The sequence below is a fragment of the Erysipelatoclostridium sp. An173 genome (assembly GCF_963931465.1).
Lineage (GTDB): Bacteria > Bacillota_I > Bacilli_A > Erysipelotrichales > Coprobacillaceae > Thomasclavelia > Thomasclavelia merdavium.
Map to the genome: position 1 here is coordinate 2,452,318 of NZ_OZ007017.1, position 17,567 is coordinate 2,469,884.

Genomic DNA, 17,567 nt, shown 5'->3' on the forward strand with positions numbered 1-17,567 from the left:
ACTAACTAAGTTATTACAACCAAATTTTAGTCGATCAATTTAAAATGCTTTAAGGCACTTACAATTCCATCATTTTCGACAGTGTCAGTAACATAGTCACTACAAGCAATGGTTTCTGGATGCCCATTAGCCATACACACCCCAATGCCAACTAGCTTTAACATATCAACATCATTATGACCATCGCCAAAAGCCATAGTTTCTTCTAATTTGATACCATAATACTTAAGAACCGCTTTAATTCCTTCTTGTTTTCCACCATTTTTGGCAATTAAATCATATGCACCATCATGCCATTTAGTATATTTACAATTTTCTAACTCAGCAGTTAATTTAATAACATCCTCTTCACCTACAAATGGGTTAACTTGATAAACATCATTTTCTAAAGCTCTTTTAGCATCTTTAACTGGCGGTATTGACGTATTAATAGATTTCTGTGCTTCAACGACATAATCATTAACTAAATTAACATATAAATCATTACTTTCTACAAAACTGCACGCTAAATTATGCTCACTAATATAAGATACTATTCTTGCTATATCTTCTTTATTGATTGGATTTTTATAAATAACTTCTTTTTGATTATAACAATAACCGCCATTTAAAGTTAAATAACCATCGAAAATAAATTTATCATTAATCCCTAACTCCTCAATCTCTAAAGCATGGCGTCCACTAGCAATAAATAATTTTATCCCTTTTTCTCTTAAGCATTTTAAAGCATTAACTACACCATCACTTATTTGCGGATGATTTTTAGAAATTAAAGTTTCATCGATATCAAAAAAAATTGCTTTTATCATATATAGTCTCCCTTATAAAATTACCAGAAAAAAATTTTTTAATCGTTTATATTGTAAACAAAAAAATGTTAACATTCAATCGTTAATACGTTAAAAAAGGGCAGCTACTAACTGCCCTTATGAGGTTTCGAGTTTATCCTAACAATGAATTAAAAACTTTTAAATATTGATCAGCACTAGCATCCCAGTCAAGTTTTGCACTCATCGCTCTTGTCATGATACCTTTCCATGCTTCTGGATCTTCATTATATACTTTTAAAGCATAATCAATTGTTCTCATCATTTCATGAGCATTGAAGTTTGCAAAGCTAAATCCAGTTCCAGTGTGTGCATATTCATCATATGGTTGAACACTGTCTTTTAAACCACCAGTTTCTCTAACGATTGGAATTGTTCCATATCGAAGTGACATCATTTGTGATAATCCACAAGGTTCAAATAATGAAGGCATTAAGAACATATCACATCCAGCATAAATACGACAAGATAATCCAAAGTCATATTTTAACTGTAATGATACTTTATCAGGATGATGATAAGCGATACCTTTTAAAGCATCTTCATATACGTGATCCCCAGCACCTAAAATTATAATTTGAACATCACGGCTGCACATTTCACTGAATTGATTTAAAATCAAATCCAACCCTTTTTGTTTAGTTAAACGAGTTACTACCCCAATTAATGGTACATCTTTATTTTCTGGTAATCCAACTTCTTTTTGAAGTGCTAATTTATTAGCCACTTTGTCTTTAAATACTGTATTGATATCGTAATTTTTAACAATTTCTGGATCAGTAGCAGGATTGATTACATCATAATCTACCCCATTTAAAATACCATATAAATCATATTTACGCATTTCAAGGATATTTTGTAATCCTTCACCATATTCAGGTGTTAAAATTTCTTTTGCATAAGTTGGAGAAACTGTTGTTACGATATCACTATAGAAAATAGCTGCTTTCATCATATTAAAGCATCCATCATTACGACAATTTCCATTATAATATAGATAATTATCTAACCCAAATAATTCACTTAATAAATTAGGGTCTGCTTTTCCTTGGAAAGCAATATTATGAATCGTAAAGACAATTTTAATATTTTCATAATGTTCATAATAACAATATCTTTCCTTATACAACATAGCAATCATCGCAGTTTGCCAATCATGTAAATGTAAGATATCTGGTTTTAAATCTAAATGAGAAATCAATTCTAAGACTGCAAAATCAAAATATGCAAATCTTTCATTGTCATCATCATATCCATATAATCCAGGTCTTTTAAAGTATTGTTCATTATCAATAAAGTAGAAACGAACACCATCTAATACATAGGTAAATACACCACAATATACTTTACGCCATCCAACCCAAATATCGAAATTAGTTACATATTCAATTTTGTCTGCTAATTTCATATCTTGGTATTTTGGTAAAACAACAATACTTTCAACACCTTTTTTTACCATTTCTTTTGGTAAAGAACCTAATACATCAGCTAATCCTCCAGATTTAATAAATGGAGTAGCTTCTGATGTAGCAAATAAAACTCGCATTAAACTACATCTCCTTCTTTAATATATAATGGTGTTTTAGAATCTCCTTTTAAGTCTAATTGACGTTTAACCTTAGAATGTTTATCCATAATTACATTTTCTAAGTGAGCCCCTGGGCTAACAACAGATCCTGAGAATAAAATACTATTTTTAACTACTGCACCTGTTCCAATTGTAACATCACGTCCAATAATACTATTTTCAACAGTACCATTGATCATTGCACCATTAGCCACAAATGAACTAACAACTTCTGATTCAGATAAGTATTTTGCAGGAGGTGTATCATTAGTATTTGTATAAATTGGCCAGTTGCTTTTAAATACTGCAGATGAAACATCAAGATCCAAGAATTCTAATGAATATTGATAATAATGTTCTAATGAATCCATGCAACGTGCATATCCTTTATATTCATAAGCATTAATTTGTTTTTCATCACATAAATATGCTAATACATCTCTTAAACTAAAGAATGAACTAATTTTTTGAGCTTGTTTCATTACTTTTAATAAAGTTTTTGTATTGAAAACATATGTTTCCATTGAAATACTACAATCTTTACGGCTACCTCTATTTTTTTCAATTGCTGTTACTGTTTTATTTTTTACAGTTAAACAATCACATCCAATGTATGCTTCATTAGCATCATGAACTTTTTTATAAACCATAGTAATCTCAGCACCAGATTTTTCATGACTTTCAATAGCATCATTGTAATTCATTGTAGTAATAATATGAGCAGGAGCAACAACTACATAATCAGCTTTATTGCTTTCTAAAAATGCAATATTTTCAATTAAGTTATTAATATCATGATTATAATTAGGGTTATTAGCGTATTTTTCGTTATATAACAAAGATACACCACCGGCTTTAGAGTTGAAATTCCAAGAATTACCATTACCTAAATGTTTTAATAATGATCTTGGTTTCTTTTGAATTAATACTCCAACTGCATCAATAGTTGAATTAGACATGTTTGATAAAACAAAGTCAATCAACGCATAACGTCCTAAAAAACTAACAGACGCTGCTGGTCTTCTTTCTGTAAGACCTACAAAATCTACATCTGAATGTAAATTTACTACACCAATTGCTTTAACCATCTCTATTTCCTCCCCTACTTACTATTATCACTAATCAAAGCTACATCTTTGGCTTCTTCATTAACTTTTGTATTAGCGCGAATTACAACACCTTCATCTACAATAGCTTTATAGACTTCAGCACCTTCTTCTACTAATACGCCTGGCATTAATACAGAATCAACGACTTTTGCACCTTCACCAATATTTACATTGTTGAATAATACAGATCCTTCAACAGTACCGTTAACCAAGCATCCTTGAGTAACCATTGAATTTTTGATACTTGCTTTGTCACCAATAATTTGAGGTTTTTCCAAAGTATCTTCAGTATAGATTTTCCAATCTCTTTTAATATTGTAAAGATCTAATTCTTTATCGTTTAATAAGTCCATATTAGCTTGCCATAAGCTTTCAACTGTTCCAACGTCTTTCCAGTATCCGCTAAATTCATATGCATATAATTTTTTGTTATCATTCAACATACTCGGAATGATATTCATACCAAAGTCATGTTTACTATTTTCATCTTTTGCATCATCAATTAAATATTTTCTTAATTCTTTATATGTGAAAATATAAATACCCATTGAAGCTAATGTAGATTTAGGTTTAGCAGGTTTTTCTTCGAATTCATAAATCGTACCATCTTCATTAGTATTCATAATTCCAAAACGACTAGCTTCTTTTAAAGATACATTTAATACTGCGATAGTAGCATCTGCTTTACGTTGTTTATGAGCAGTAAGCATCTTATCATAATCCATTTTATAAATATGGTCACCTGATAAGATTAAAACATATTCAGGATCATATTGATCTAAGAAACTAATATTTTGATAAATTGCATCCGCTGTTCCAGCATACCAAGTAGCCCCAACTTCACCACGTTCACGTGCTGGTAAAATTGCTGCCAATGATTGTTTACCATCAAGGCCCCATTTAGTTCCGGCACCAACATAAGTACCCAATAATACAGATTCGTATTGAGTTAACACACCTACAACATCAATTCCAGAATTTGCACAGTTACTTAAAGGAAAATCGATAATACGATATTTACCCCCAAAATGCACTGCTGGCTTAGCTACTTTAGCTGTTAGTGCTTCTAGACGAGTTCCACGTCCTCCAGCTAAAATCATTGCGACAATCTCTCTTCCCATTTTTTAAAATACCTCCTTGTCTAATGTAAGCGCTTTACCTATAATACTATTTTAGCATAAAATAAAACTAAATACGAGATTTATTATATAAAATATAAGTATTATATCTTGTCATTAATTATACTCTCTTTTATTTTTTTATTAAACTATAAATAAATGCATTCTTGTAAATTTTTTATTATGTTTTATTTAAAAAACACCAAATTATTCCACAAAACCATAAACAAAACGATTTAAACAATAATAAAGGTATTTTATTTTTTTTAATACATATATTATAACGGGGTGATAATTTGGCACGAGTTAAATATTCTAACGAAGAAGTCGAATTACTGGCACGATTGATTCAATCGGAAGCACTTGGAGAAGGCGAACAAGGAATGTTATTAGTTGGTAATGTAGTAATTAATCGTGTCGTTGCCAACTGTGATGTATTTAGAAATACACGTTCCATTACTGAAGTTATTTATCAAAAAAATGCTTTTTCTGGAGTAGATACTCCATTATTTAACGAACCTGTTAATAGTCTAGTTAGGAGTCTAGCCCTTCGCTGTATTAACGGTTATCGTAATGAACCAGCCACAAATGCACTCTGGTTCAAAAATCCTGGTGCCAATGTTGCTTGCCCGCCAGAATTTTATGGCAATCTTTCTGGTCGGTATAAACAACATTGTTTTTATAATCCAAGGCATGATTTAAGATGTGACTTATAAAATTTTTAACAAGGAGACTGCACATGAATTATTTTAATGATTTAAATCCTTTTTTAGTACGTCAAGAAAATGACGATTCATCTGCTGAAAATCCCAGCGATTCTTCAACTAATCCTCCACCTATAACTACTCCTCCTAATACAAGTAATACTCCTGGTACTGGTACTACAATGGTTCCTGCTCCAGTAATTGATCAAACTTATATCGAAAACATTTTAAGATTAAATATCGGTAAACTAGGTACTTTTTATTTTACTTACTCAAATAGCAACGAATGGCGCGATAAAGTTTATCGTGGAATTATTCAACAAGCAGGCCGTGATCACTTCATCATTCGCGATAGTAAAACCAATCATGAGTATTTATTACAATTAGTATATTTTAATTGGGCAGAGTTTGATGAACCAATAAATTACCAGCATCCATATCAATAAGGGATTTCCCCTTATTGATTAAATGCTGGCAATATATAACTATACTATTTTTTAGCTACCAAATATTTTCTAACCGCACTAATAAAATGCAGCGATCCAGTGACAACAATATTTTTGTGATTATTCCAATTATCTTTTAATACTTTTTTAAAATCCGGCGCATCAGATTTTAAACGTTCATCATCAAAACTAGCTTCTATAATTGAATAGCGACAAAGTAAGTCTTTCATAATTTTTGTATCTTTATCTTGCAAAGCACTAAAGATAATCAATACATCATCAATATTTTGATCGATCAAAGTTTTTATCAACGATTTAATACCATCTACATTATGAGCCCCATCTAAATAAACCTTATCAATTTTTTCAAAACGTCCTGGCCAGCTAGCCTTGTTTAAGGCTTGTTGTAACAAACTTGGCTTCAATTCAATTAAATCATTTGCAATCGTTATCGCTAATGAAGCATTAGCAACTTGATAACTGCCACAGTTTTTTAAAACATACTGCTGATTTAAACAAGTAAAAACATAAGGATATTGATAGTCACATTGAACAGCTACCTTTATTAATTCACTTCTTTTTAAATTACATACATCTTCAAAAATATTTAATAATCCCGGATTCTTTTCAGTTGTATAACATTTTTGATTATCTTTAATAATTCCGGCTTTATGAACAGCGATTTTTTCTAAAGTATCTCCTAGCATAAATTGATGATCATAACCAATATTAGTAATAGCACTACAACGACTTGTTATTACATTAGTTTTATCATTCAAACCACCAATACCAGTTTCAATAATTCGAAAATCCAAATCAGATTCATTAAAATACTTAAGCATGATTAATGTATCGATTTCAAACATTGATAATTGATCATTTTCAATTATCGGTACTAATTCATTGATTATCTTTAAAAGACGATCATCGTCGATCATTTTACCATTAATACAAATACGATCATTATGACAAATTAAATAAGGAGAAGTAAATGTCCCAACATTATAACCGTGAGCCATTAAAATCTCTTTTAGATAATTTGTTGTAGAACCCTTACCATTAGTTCCGGCAATATGAATCATGTTTTTTTGATTAACATTAAATCCATATTTCTTTATAGTTGCTTTAAATTGATCTAGCGTTCTTTTAGCCCGTTTAGATTCAATATAAACTAACGCTTCATCAATTTCTTTAAATGTTTTCAATTTGCCAATCGATTGGCTCAATGCCATTTTTAACTAAAAACTGATTTGCTTTACTAAACGGGCGCGATCCAAAAAAGCCACGACTAGCAGATAATGGCGATGGATGAGCACTTTCTAAAACAAGATGTCTAGAAGTATCAATATATTGCTTTTTAGCACGAGCATTATTACCCCATAAAATGAAAACAAGCGGTTTTTCTCGTTCGTTTAATGCTTTAACAATATTTAAGGTAAAAGTTTCCCAACCAATACCTGCATGACTATTAGCTCGACCTTGTTCAACAGTTAAAACATTATTTAATAACAACACCCCTTGCTTAGCCCATTTCGTTAAATCACCATGATTAGGAATAGTAGTATTTAAATCATTATGTAATTCTTTATAAATATTTACTAGACTAGGCGGAACTCTAACTCCAGGCGATACGCTAAACGCCAAGCCATTAGCCTGATGTAATTCATGATAAGGATCTTGACCTAAAATAACTACTTTTACATCATCATAGTCACATAAATTTAAAGCTCTAAAAATATTTTGCTTAGGTGGAAATATTGTTTTATGTTTATATTCGTTTTCAACGAAATCATGAAGTTTTTTATAATAATCTTTTTGAAATTCAGCTTGTGCAATATCTTTAAATCTCATTGAAAATAAACTTCTCTATTAATTCGGCTACAACGCCTTCATTATTATTAGCTTTTGTTGTATAATCACAAGCTGCTTTTACTTCATCAACAGCATTATTAGCTGCTACTGCTAATCCTGCTACTTTTAACATTGCCATATCATTATAATTATCTCCAACAGCAATTGTATCTTCAATTGCAATTGATAATTTGTCGGCAAGATCTATTAAACCTTGTCCTTTATCAACACCTAAAGCATTGAATTCCATATAACGATTAGATGAATAACTAACCGCACAACATCCATCAGTAATTGGTTTTAAACCATCTTCCAAACTCATTAAATATGGCACATCAGTATTTTGATACAATATTTTAGAAATTGGTGTATCTTTTAAGAAATCAACACTATTTTCCTCAGGATAGATTACTTCCAATCTTTGTTCCAATAATCTTTGACGTTCTGATTCACTTAAATTAAACACATATAAATGCTCAGGGGTATAAACATGGATACAAACATCAAAATTCAACCCTGCTTCAAAAATCTGTTTCATCTTTTCAAATTCTAAGCCTTTAAATTCAATAAGACGATTACCCTTATTTTCAGTTAAAGCTCCTCCATTAAACGAAATAACATACTCCTCTGGTAAATCATATAATTGTAATTCTTTTAACTCAGGCTGAATTTGCATAAAGCCTCTTCCTGTTGCTGGAACAAATTTAACCCCATATTCTTTACGTGCTCTTTGAATCGCTTCAACATTACGCTTACCAACATGATGCTGGTCATTTAATAAAGTTTCATCCAAATCACATGCTATTAATTTATAACCCATTATTCTTCCTCCAAAATAAATTTTTCAATTACTTCTTTTACTGCTCCTTGATTGTAATCAAGTTTAGTTACATAATTGGCAATACTCTTTATTTCATCATCACCACAAGCTACACAAACACCAAGTTTGGCCTGTTTTATCATCTCAACATCATTATAGTTATCACCAATGGCAATTGTTTTATCTAAATCAATATTTAAATAACTAGCTAACCATTTAAGCCCATATCCTTTATTTACTCCAGGTGCATTAAATTCCAAATAACGATTTGATGAATAACTAGCACAAGCTTTATTTTCAATATCATCTTTAAGATCAGCTGCTATTTTCTTTAAATAGTTCATATCTTTTTTTTGATATAAAATTTTAGCTATTCGATCATTTTTTAAATTATCGATATTATAATCTTCAACTACAACAAACGGTGCTTTTTGGTCCTTTTTTCTTTGCACTTCATCAGGATCAGCATTATAGATATAACACATATCAACCGTAAATACCAATACACAAACATCATAATCACGGGCTTTATCAAATAACATCTTAGCAACATCAAATGATAACCCCTTAAAGTTCAAGATTTTACTATTTTTATTTTCTACAATTAATGCCCCGTTAAAACAAATCGAATATTCGTCTTCTTGATCATATGTACCAATTTCTTTTAAAATTTCTGGTATCATATTAAAAGCACGTCCTGTTGCTGGAACAAATTTCAACCCATGTTTACGCGCCTTTTTTATCGCTTCAACATTAAATTCAGGAACATGATGATTAACTAATAAAGTTTCATCCAAATCAGATAACATTAATTCATACATATTCAAACCCCTCTGTTATTTATTTTAATAAATAATAACATAAATTACTACCTGCTTTTTCCTTTTTTGCAAAATAGAAAACAAAAATAAAAAAATGAGGTCTTAATCGACCTCTACCGACGATAAAAAAGTTCCATAAAAATCGGCACTCGTTTTCGCCATTCAAATTCATTGTGAACAGCATCTTCAAAAAAGCGTGCTTCAATCTTGTCACTTTTTTTAATTAACTCATTAAATATTCTTTCATTGCTTTCATAGTATATACGGCTGATGTTTTCATCACCATTACCTTCATTACCACCTAAATCCAAATAAAAACATTCTATTGGACTTAAATCGCTTTTATTAATCAAATCAATAAATTCGTCTACATAAAACCAATAAGCCGTCGAAAGTGAAGCTGTCTTTTTAAAAATATGGCTATATTTAATACCCGCATAGCTAGTAATTATACCACCCATTGAGCTTCCTACCATCGCACAATCATCAACTATTGTGGGAAAGTTTTTATCAACATATGGTTTTAACTGTTTTATGATAAAACGCATATATTTATCGCCTTCACCACCAACTTTAATACTATCATCACCATATTCCATTAACAATACTTCTTTTTTTATTGGCCATGGCCCATATTCATCTTCACGCTTATTTAATTTAAAATTGCATGGAATAGCAACCATAATAATATCTAAATTATTCTCTTTAACATAATCAAAAAAGCCCCAGCTAACACCCATATAAGACTCTTCATCAAAAAAGGCATTTTGGCCATCATTTATGTATAGAACTGGATATCTTTTATTACTAGTTTGATAATCATCTGGTACATAAATAGTGATTTTTCGCCACCGTCGCAATGAACGCATATAGATATTTTTTTCAATAAACATCTTTTACCCCCTAAAAAACTAAAACAAAAATAAGCACTTAGTGCTTATTCTACTCCAGGAATGATAGATACTTGTTCGCCATCACGAGAAAATATATAATTTTCACGAGCATAACGAGCAACATAATCTTCATCATTCAATAATTCTACTTCATTTTGTAATTCGGCCTTTTCTTTTTCAACAGCTTTTTTTTGTTTTTCTAAAACTGCTATTTCATCCTGACGCTGAAGAACGTTCATAGCGCTGCTAAATAAAACAATCATCAAAGCACATCCAATGATCATAAAGGAAAAACCTTTAATTAATTTGAAAACTTTTCTTTTATTAGCCATCTAATCACCTTCTTCATGCGTCTTATTATACCATTTATTTTTCTAAAAATGAATATAATTGGGGATAAAATATATTTTAACATTTTTACAATCGCTTCAATTACAAAAAACATATAATAGCTATAATAATTAAGATAAAGAACATATCCTACTAATAAACTAATAATAAAATATCCTCTTATCACACCATTATTAATCACTAACAAACCAAGATAATAGCAATACCCAAAAACAATACCAACAATAATCTGTATAAAATATCTAAATATACTTTTGTGGTATTTATAAAACACACGATTGATAAGACTATAAACAAAAGTAAAGAGAAAGCCAAATACCAGTGAATAGCTGATCCCTTGAAGCTGCTTTATTAAATCCATTATTTAAGCAATTTATTAAAAACACTTTCTTTACTTTTGGGACTTTTTTTACTAGAAACATATGAAATAGCATCAATATTTCCTTTAATGCTTACTTCATTTTTTTCCTGATCTAATCGTGTTAAAGAAAGTTCGGTTCCTTTGATATTTAAAAAACCTAACGAAGTTTCTATCAAAAATTCTAAAGAATCAAAACTTTCAATTCTTTTCACCCCTGTTAATTCAATATTTTTACGATCTTTTAAATACACGTTATGATAAGGAGTATGTTCAAAACGTATACCATTACTGTTGTTGTCCATATAATTACCTCCATTAATAAATTATGCAAAATGGAGAAATTAAGAACCACTAAATTTGTTCAATATCCTTATGACGATATCGATTCACCGCTTTAGTTTCTATTTCCTTTGTAAATGCCGCTTTACCTTGCGTATACTTCTTAATATTTCTTGGATACTTTTTAGCTAATTTAACTTTCAAATCTTCATATTCTTTAGCAACCTCTGGATTATCTTTTAGATAATCATAAAAAGCTAGTAAAGCCTCAATTCGATCACGATTATTATCATCATAAGCGTGCACATGTACTGAGTTATCACTTTTCATAAAGAATCTTCTGCCTTTAATACCATCTTCTCCCAAACAACGATATCCTGCTGCTTCAAACTTTTCATTTAAATCATCTAATTTTTTTACATCTTTTACAAAAGCCAATATATCAATTGTTGGCTTTGCTTTCAAACCAGGAACCGCGGTAGATCCAATATGAGTAATAGTAATTAATTCACCGACAAGAATATTTCTAATTACGTTAGCCTCATAAACATATTTTCGTGGCCATTGTTCATTATAATCAACCACCTCAACTTTATCCACTTCCATCACCGCCTTTGTTTAATTGTACTAGATTTAAACATCATAATACAAGCTAGTTGTTTATTTTTTTACAATTAAATATAATCACCAATAAAAAACACCAAAATCTTTGATAATATCTTTATTTTCTATTTACTAACATCCACTCAAATGCAAAATCACACAAAGATTTAACGTCAATAAGTTTTGCTGATGCCTGCCCAACTAATCCATTGATCACATTATTTCCCTGTTCATATTTTCTTCCAATTTCTAAAAAATCACTTTCATCATAAGCAATTTCTAGAAACTCTTTCCAAATAACTTGACCATTTTCTTTAATACAAGCCCCATCTAAATACCACTGGTTTTCTTTATTCAACCAAACTTCAGCTAAATGCATACAAGTACAACGATTATAATCAACCCCTAGTAATAATACCTTACCATTTAAATCATATACCCGCTGTAATGGCGAAAACCGTCCAAAACCTGGTGATAATTGATGATTTTCAATAATTGACTTAGCCAATTTACCATGTCCGCTCATAGAAACTTGAGGATGGTTAGAACGTAACGTTCCAGGATAGTGCCAAAAAGCCTCAGCTATTAATCCCATTTCTCTAGTTGGTGTTGTCAAAGGATCAAACGGTAACATTTCATTTTTAATCTGGTCTACCCAGCTAGCTGGTACTGGTGGATTTTGCCAAAGCTCAGGTTGACTATTTTCACCAGTAAAACTAGGCATGACAATTGTCCCTTGTAAACCTACTACCTCCAATAATGCTTCAATAACTGCTATTTCTCGCCCGGCAATCCAGCCAATTTTAGACATTGAAGAATGTACTAATATTATATCGCCAGATTTCAATCCTAATGCCTGTAAATCTTTTTTTATGCTTGTTTTACTTTGGGGCTTATTACTTTGTTTTATAACATCTGCCTCCGACATAATCTAACCTCCCATCTTTATAATAATTATATTATGACATAAAAAAAGATATTTGGAAAAACCAAATATCTTAAATATTTTCTAAGAATGTTAAATAAGCTATATAAGCTTCATAAACATCTACTTTGCTTACAATTTCCATTGGCGCATGCATATTTAATACAGCAACACCAGCATCAATAACATTCATATTATAGTTTCCTAAAATATATGCGATGGTTCCCCCACCACCTTGATCAACTTTACCTAATTCAGCAGTTTGATAATATACATTTTTACTATCTAAAACATTTCTAATTTCTGCCATATATTCAGCATTAGCATCATTAGAACCACTCTTACCACGTGATCCAGTATATTTGTTAAAAACAATACCTTTACCTAAATAAGCAGCATTTTTCTTATCATTAACACTTAAATATAATGGATCAACACCAGCACTAACGTCACTAGATAACATTTTTGAATTAGCTAAAGCTTGACGAGTTTTTACAAAACTATCAGTTCCTTGTTTTGCAAGTAATTCAGCCACTGTGTTTTCAAAGAATAGTGATTGGGCTCCAGTAGCTCCAACACTACCGATTTCTTCTTTATCAACCAAGATACAGCAGCTAGTATATTCAGGAACGTTTACTTGTAATAATGCCATCAATGAAGTATAAGCACAGACACGATCATCATGTCCATATCCAGCTACCATGCTACGGTCAATTCCATAATCACGTGCTTTTCCACTAGGAACAACTTCAATTTCAGCACTTAAAAAATCTTCTTCTTCAAAATCATATTTTTCTTTTAAGATTTTTAAAACATTGGCTTTAACAGCTTCTTTTTCACTATCTTTTAAAGGAATACTAGCAATTGTAACGTCTAAATCTTCACCTTCAATAACTTTAGATGCATCTTTTTTCATTTGATCTGCAGATAAATGAATTAATAAATCAGAAATACCTACCACTGGATCATTTTCATCTTCACCAATATTTACATCAATTACAGTACCATCTTTTTTTACAACAACCCCAATTAAAGATAAAGGAATTGTTACCCATTGATATTTTTTTACCCCACCATAATAATGAGTATCTAACAAAGCAAACCCTTCACTTTCATATAAAGGATTTTGCTTTAAATCCATTCTTGGAGAATCAATATGAGCCCCTAAAATACGCATCCCTGTTTCTATTGGTTGTTTTCCAACTACAAACAATGCGATATTTTTATTCATATTATTAACATATACTTTATCACCTGGTTTTAAAGTTTCATATTCACTTAATTCTTTAAAACCTTTTTCTTTGGCTAACTCAATACTTTGTTTAACACATAATCTTTCTGTTTTTCCATTAGTAATAAAGTTTTTATAGCCTTCATTAAAAGCCATAACATCTTTTATTTGTTCATCAGTATATTTTTCCCAAGCTAATTTTGCGTACATAAAAATCTCCTTTCACTTCTTTATATATAGTATACCAAATTGCAATATCTATCAAACAATTTACATATATAATTATTATAAACAAAAGATATCTAGCTAACTAGATATCTCGTTGAATTCTTTCTTCCTTAATTATCTCATAAAGCATCGTGCTATCTTCTTTTAATACATGTTCTTTTAATTCTTTTACTCGAACCGTTAATAGACTACGTCCAAACTCAATTTCAATTTCATCGCCTACTTTTAAACGAGTACTTGGTTTAGCTACTTTCCCATTAACTTTAACTCGAGAACTTTCACTAATTTCTTTTGATAAAGTCCGACGCTTAATGATTCTGGATACTTTTAAAAATTTATCTAATCTCATTTTAATCACTCATAACTGCAGTAATTGCAGGAACTACTTGTTTTTTACGAGAAATAACACCTTTTAAAGTTGCTTGACTATCATTTAATTTAATATTAAATGCTTGTTCAACTAAATATGCTTTTGGTCCAGCTGCAAAAATTTCACTATTAGCATTAATTACATCTGTCAATAATAATGCCACAAAGTCTAAATTATTATCTTGAGCGAATTTTGTCATATATTCAAGCATTTCTGCTTTATATTCCGCAAAGCCTTCAATATCCATAGTGTTTACTTGCCCAACACCAACTGTTCCATTTTCAAATAAGAATTTTTTGAAATCTTGATTAAAGATTTCTTCCACTGTTTTTCCAGCTAAAGATGTTCCAGCTTTAAACATATCCATTGCAAATTCTTGAATATCAACTTGAGCAATTTTAGCTAATTTGCGAGCTATTTTTGTATCTGTTGGTGTACATGTTGGTGATTTAAACAACAATGTATCAGAAACAACTGCTCCAAGTAAAATTCCTGCAATTGCTTGTGGAATTTCAACATCAAATTCTTCAAACATTTTAGTAACAATTGTTGCTGTTGATCCAAGTGGTTCCCCTCTAAATAATAATGGTCCAACTGTTTGAATATCAGCAACACGATGGTGATCGACAATTTCTAAAATATCAGCTTCTTCAATTCCAGGAATTGATTGACCACGTTCGTTATGGTCGACTAAAATAACTTTTTTTCTTAATCCTTTTAACAGAGCAAAACGTGAAATACTTCCTACACATCTATTATTTAAATCTAATACTGGATAACTTCTAAAACGAGTTTCACTCATGACTTCTTTTACATGATCCAATGTATCATCAGTAGTGAAAATTTTCAAATCACCCTTTTGCATAATATATTCAACTGGAATAGCTTGAATAATTTGTTGTGAAGTTAAATATGTATTAAATGGTGTAGAAATAACACTAATCCCCTTATCTTTCAATTTATCAAGCATATCTTTTTCAAGTTCAAGAGAACCTGTCAAAATAATTAAAGATACTTGTGCTTCAATTAATGAATTAACAGCATCATCACGGTCACCACCAACAATAACAATATCCCCTGGTTTAATTCTTTTTTTAGCTTCTTCACCACGCATTGCAGCGATATGAAGATCACCACTGATTATTTTTAAATCATGGTTCAAATAAAGAATTGAAGCTTCAAGAGTATCGATAACATTTTCAATTGGTGTATGCGCATCTTTTAATAAACTACTATCCCATTTTTCCATGAATCCTTCAACAATATTTGATGTTGAAAGTAAACCTAATAATTGCCCATGGTCATCTAATATTGGTGCTGATTTTACATTTTGTTGTTTCATTAGATCCCATGCTGTTTTTAGTGTTAATTCTTTAGAAAAAACAGTTACTTTATCATAGTTTAAATCTTCTACTTTTTGTTTTACTGTTTTCAATAAAACCGGTATCTCAACATCAAATCTTTTTAAAACATATTCAGTTTCCCGATTAACTTTTCCTAATCTAACCGGCATTGCATTATAGCGATTAATAGCTTTTAATAAATATGAATAAGCAATCGCTGAACAAATACTGTCAGTATCTGGATTTCTATGTCCACTAACATATACGACTTCTTTCATTTTAACCTCCTATTTTTCCATTTTCTTTAAATAACGATATACTGTTGGTTCGGAAACCGCTAGTTTTTCAGCAACTAAAACAATTGCTCCTTTAACTTTAAAGGTACCTTTTTCTTGTAGATATTTAACTACTTTGATCTTTTCATCAACATTTAATCGTTCTGCCAAGAAATAACTTGGGAAGCCCATTTTTTCTAGACATTCTTTAATATACATATCAATCATTTCATCTAAAGGTGAAGATAAGATTTCGACTGGATTATCCATTTTAAATTCAATATCTTTTTCATCTTTAATCCCTAAGATTTTTTTAATTGTTGCTGTTAAATACTCAAAATCAGAAATATTAACATTAATACAAAGCATTCCTACTGGCATTTCTTTATCGGATTCCTTAATAAAATAAGTAGCAGCTCGCATTAATTTACCGTCAGGTCCGGTAGTTTTATAATTAATTACATAATCATGATCAAGATATTGTTTTTCTTCTAAGTAATGTAGTGATAAATTCGATAACTTAGCCCCAATTTCTCTTCCTGAGTTATGGTTATTGATTATTGCGACAATTTCTTGATCTTTTGAAGTTAAATCATGTAAAGCGATTTCGACATTGTCCCCTAATGCTTTTCCTAGAAATTCAACCATTGCAGCATATGGTTCCAAAAATTTATACATTTTTTATTATCACTCCTTTATGTCAATTATACACGAAATGATAAAAAATTAATAGCTTTTTTATCATGATAATAATTAATTCAATAATTTATAACTTTTTTATCACTTAAATACAAACTACAAATTATTTCCTATTTGATAAGCCATTTTTAAAAAACGTTCAAAATTAGCTTCTCGATTAGGATAATCTCTAGACATTCGATCAAAAACAATCATTTCTTTTTCTTTAGCTCGTTCATTGATACGATCTTCAAGCATAACTGTTTTCATTGCCTCTAATTGCTCCTGGCGCACTAATTCATTAAGATCACCGCCCATTGTAACCAAAAACAATGCTTTATCTAATTGTTTCATTGCTGCATGATTACCATAGGCAAAGCCATAAGTCCAAACTCTTTGAAACCATCCTACTAGCTTAGCTGGCGCTTCAGTCCAAAATACCGGATAAATAAAAGTTAAAATATCAGCCTCATTAATTAACTTATGATAAGCTTTCACATCTTCACTAATTGACATCTCATCATTATAAAAAGCTTCTCTTGTATATTCTTGTTCACTAAAAGTCTCATTAAAATTTTCTTGATATAAATCCACTAAAGTATATTGATGTCCTGCTGCCACTAGTCCCTTAATAAATTCATCTTTAACCCGTGCTGTAAAACTATTATCGCTAGGATGACAATATATTATTAATACCTCCATTCAATCACCTCACCTCCATTTTAACATAAAGTGTTACTAAAAATAAAAATCAACTCTAAATTAAT

General features: G+C 30.4%; 21 protein-coding genes. 2 read left to right on the forward strand and 19 right to left on the reverse strand.

Translation table 11 applies throughout. The annotated features are described in order from the left end of the window. Positions 1 to 26 precede the first annotated feature (26 nt). The 4 genes from ABGT36_RS12205 to ABGT36_RS12220 form a co-directional block, all read right to left on the reverse strand. Positions 27 to 809, reverse strand: a complete 783-nt coding sequence (locus ABGT36_RS12205) for a Cof-type HAD-IIB family hydrolase (protein WP_087373359.1) — start codon at positions 807 to 809, stop codon at positions 27 to 29. Positions 810 to 942: 133 nt separating this feature from the next. Beyond that, a complete protein-coding gene (glgA, locus tag ABGT36_RS12210) occupies positions 943 to 2,373 on the reverse strand; it encodes a glycogen synthase GlgA (protein ID WP_346678221.1) in 1,431 nt (476 codons plus the stop codon). Further along, complete coding sequence (gene glgD / locus ABGT36_RS12215; protein ID WP_087300628.1) at positions 2,373 to 3,482, reverse strand: glucose-1-phosphate adenylyltransferase subunit GlgD; 1,110 nt, start codon at positions 3,480 to 3,482, stop codon at positions 2,373 to 2,375. Before glgD ends, glgA begins: the two co-directional genes overlap by 1 nt. A gap of 14 nt (positions 3,483 to 3,496) precedes the next feature. Next, positions 3,497 to 4,624 (reverse strand): glucose-1-phosphate adenylyltransferase, encoded by a 1,128-nt coding sequence (locus ABGT36_RS12220; protein WP_087300630.1) that lies wholly within the window; start codon positions 4,622 to 4,624, stop codon positions 3,497 to 3,499. A 293-nt stretch (positions 4,625 to 4,917) separates the two neighbouring features. Between ABGT36_RS12220 and ABGT36_RS12225 the strand changes: the two genes are divergently transcribed. Beyond that, positions 4,918 to 5,337 (forward strand): cell wall hydrolase, encoded by a 420-nt coding sequence (locus tag ABGT36_RS12225; RefSeq protein WP_346678224.1) that lies wholly within the window; start codon positions 4,918 to 4,920, stop codon positions 5,335 to 5,337. A 23-nt stretch (positions 5,338 to 5,360) separates the two neighbouring features. Beyond that, positions 5,361 to 5,771, forward strand: a complete 411-nt coding sequence (gene gerQ / locus ABGT36_RS12230; protein WP_296884296.1) for a spore coat protein GerQ — start codon at positions 5,361 to 5,363, stop codon at positions 5,769 to 5,771. A gap of 44 nt (positions 5,772 to 5,815) precedes the next feature. Here the strand turns inward: gerQ and ABGT36_RS12235 are convergent, their stop codons facing one another. The 15 genes from ABGT36_RS12235 to ABGT36_RS12305 all read right to left on the reverse strand — a co-directional run bounded on the left by ABGT36_RS12235 (position 5,816) and on the right by ABGT36_RS12305 (position 17,502). Continuing rightward, entirely contained in the window at positions 5,816 to 7,003 is a 1,188-nt protein-coding gene (locus ABGT36_RS12235; RefSeq protein ID WP_087373353.1) for a folylpolyglutamate synthase/dihydrofolate synthase family protein, read from the reverse strand. Beyond that, positions 6,963 to 7,622 carry a uracil-DNA glycosylase gene (locus ABGT36_RS12240; RefSeq protein ID WP_087300638.1) on the reverse strand — a complete coding sequence of 220 codons (660 nt, stop codon included), beginning with the start codon at positions 7,620 to 7,622 and terminating at the stop codon, positions 6,963 to 6,965. The genes ABGT36_RS12235 and ABGT36_RS12240 overlap by 41 nt, the downstream gene beginning before the upstream one ends. Continuing rightward, entirely contained in the window at positions 7,612 to 8,442 is an 831-nt protein-coding gene (locus ABGT36_RS12245) for a Cof-type HAD-IIB family hydrolase (RefSeq protein ID WP_087373351.1), read from the reverse strand. The genes ABGT36_RS12240 and ABGT36_RS12245 overlap by 11 nt, the downstream gene beginning before the upstream one ends. Then, positions 8,442 to 9,263, reverse strand: coding sequence for an HAD family hydrolase (locus tag ABGT36_RS12250; RefSeq protein ID WP_087373349.1), 822 nt, complete (start codon positions 9,261 to 9,263; stop codon positions 8,442 to 8,444). The genes ABGT36_RS12245 and ABGT36_RS12250 overlap by 1 nt, the downstream gene beginning before the upstream one ends. A gap of 113 nt (positions 9,264 to 9,376) precedes the next feature. After that, positions 9,377 to 10,156: an alpha/beta hydrolase-fold protein gene (locus ABGT36_RS12255; RefSeq protein ID WP_346678227.1), complete on the reverse strand. Its 780-nt coding sequence runs from the start codon at positions 10,154 to 10,156 to the stop codon at positions 9,377 to 9,379. A 44-nt stretch (positions 10,157 to 10,200) separates the two neighbouring features. Beyond that, positions 10,201 to 10,488 (reverse strand): septum formation initiator family protein, encoded by a 288-nt coding sequence (locus tag ABGT36_RS12260; RefSeq protein WP_087300646.1) that lies wholly within the window; start codon positions 10,486 to 10,488, stop codon positions 10,201 to 10,203. Next, a complete protein-coding gene (gene yabQ / locus ABGT36_RS12265) occupies positions 10,458 to 10,868 on the reverse strand; it encodes a spore cortex biosynthesis protein YabQ (RefSeq protein ID WP_087300648.1) in 411 nt (136 codons plus the stop codon). Before yabQ ends, ABGT36_RS12260 begins: the two co-directional genes overlap by 31 nt. Then, positions 10,868 to 11,170 (reverse strand): sporulation protein YabP, encoded by a 303-nt coding sequence (gene yabP / locus ABGT36_RS12270; RefSeq protein WP_087300650.1) that lies wholly within the window; start codon positions 11,168 to 11,170, stop codon positions 10,868 to 10,870. Before yabP ends, yabQ begins: the two co-directional genes overlap by 1 nt. Positions 11,171 to 11,219: 49 nt before the next feature. Continuing rightward, positions 11,220 to 11,747, reverse strand: a complete 528-nt coding sequence (locus tag ABGT36_RS12275) for a GrpB family protein (RefSeq protein ID WP_239406421.1) — start codon at positions 11,745 to 11,747, stop codon at positions 11,220 to 11,222. Between the two features lie 121 nt (positions 11,748 to 11,868). Next, positions 11,869 to 12,678, reverse strand: a complete 810-nt coding sequence (locus ABGT36_RS12280; protein ID WP_300080466.1) for an aminoglycoside N(3)-acetyltransferase — start codon at positions 12,676 to 12,678, stop codon at positions 11,869 to 11,871. 70 nt (positions 12,679 to 12,748) lie between these two features. Continuing rightward, positions 12,749 to 14,116, reverse strand: coding sequence for an aminopeptidase (locus ABGT36_RS12285; protein WP_346678230.1), 1,368 nt, complete (start codon positions 14,114 to 14,116; stop codon positions 12,749 to 12,751). A gap of 100 nt (positions 14,117 to 14,216) precedes the next feature. Next, positions 14,217 to 14,483 (reverse strand): RNA-binding S4 domain-containing protein, encoded by a 267-nt coding sequence (locus ABGT36_RS12290; protein WP_087373338.1) that lies wholly within the window; start codon positions 14,481 to 14,483, stop codon positions 14,217 to 14,219. Position 14,484: 1 nt separating this feature from the next. Continuing rightward, positions 14,485 to 16,125, reverse strand: coding sequence for a putative manganese-dependent inorganic diphosphatase (locus ABGT36_RS12295; protein WP_087300660.1), 1,641 nt, complete (start codon positions 16,123 to 16,125; stop codon positions 14,485 to 14,487). Positions 16,126 to 16,134: 9 nt separating this feature from the next. Continuing rightward, on the reverse strand, positions 16,135 to 16,800 hold the full coding sequence (locus ABGT36_RS12300; RefSeq protein WP_087300662.1) for a transcriptional regulator: 666 nt from the start codon (positions 16,798 to 16,800) through the stop codon (positions 16,135 to 16,137). 117 nt (positions 16,801 to 16,917) lie between these two features. Beyond that, positions 16,918 to 17,502: an NAD(P)H-dependent oxidoreductase gene (locus ABGT36_RS12305; RefSeq protein WP_087373335.1), complete on the reverse strand. Its 585-nt coding sequence runs from the start codon at positions 17,500 to 17,502 to the stop codon at positions 16,918 to 16,920. Between the last annotated feature and the right edge of the window lie 65 nt (positions 17,503 to 17,567).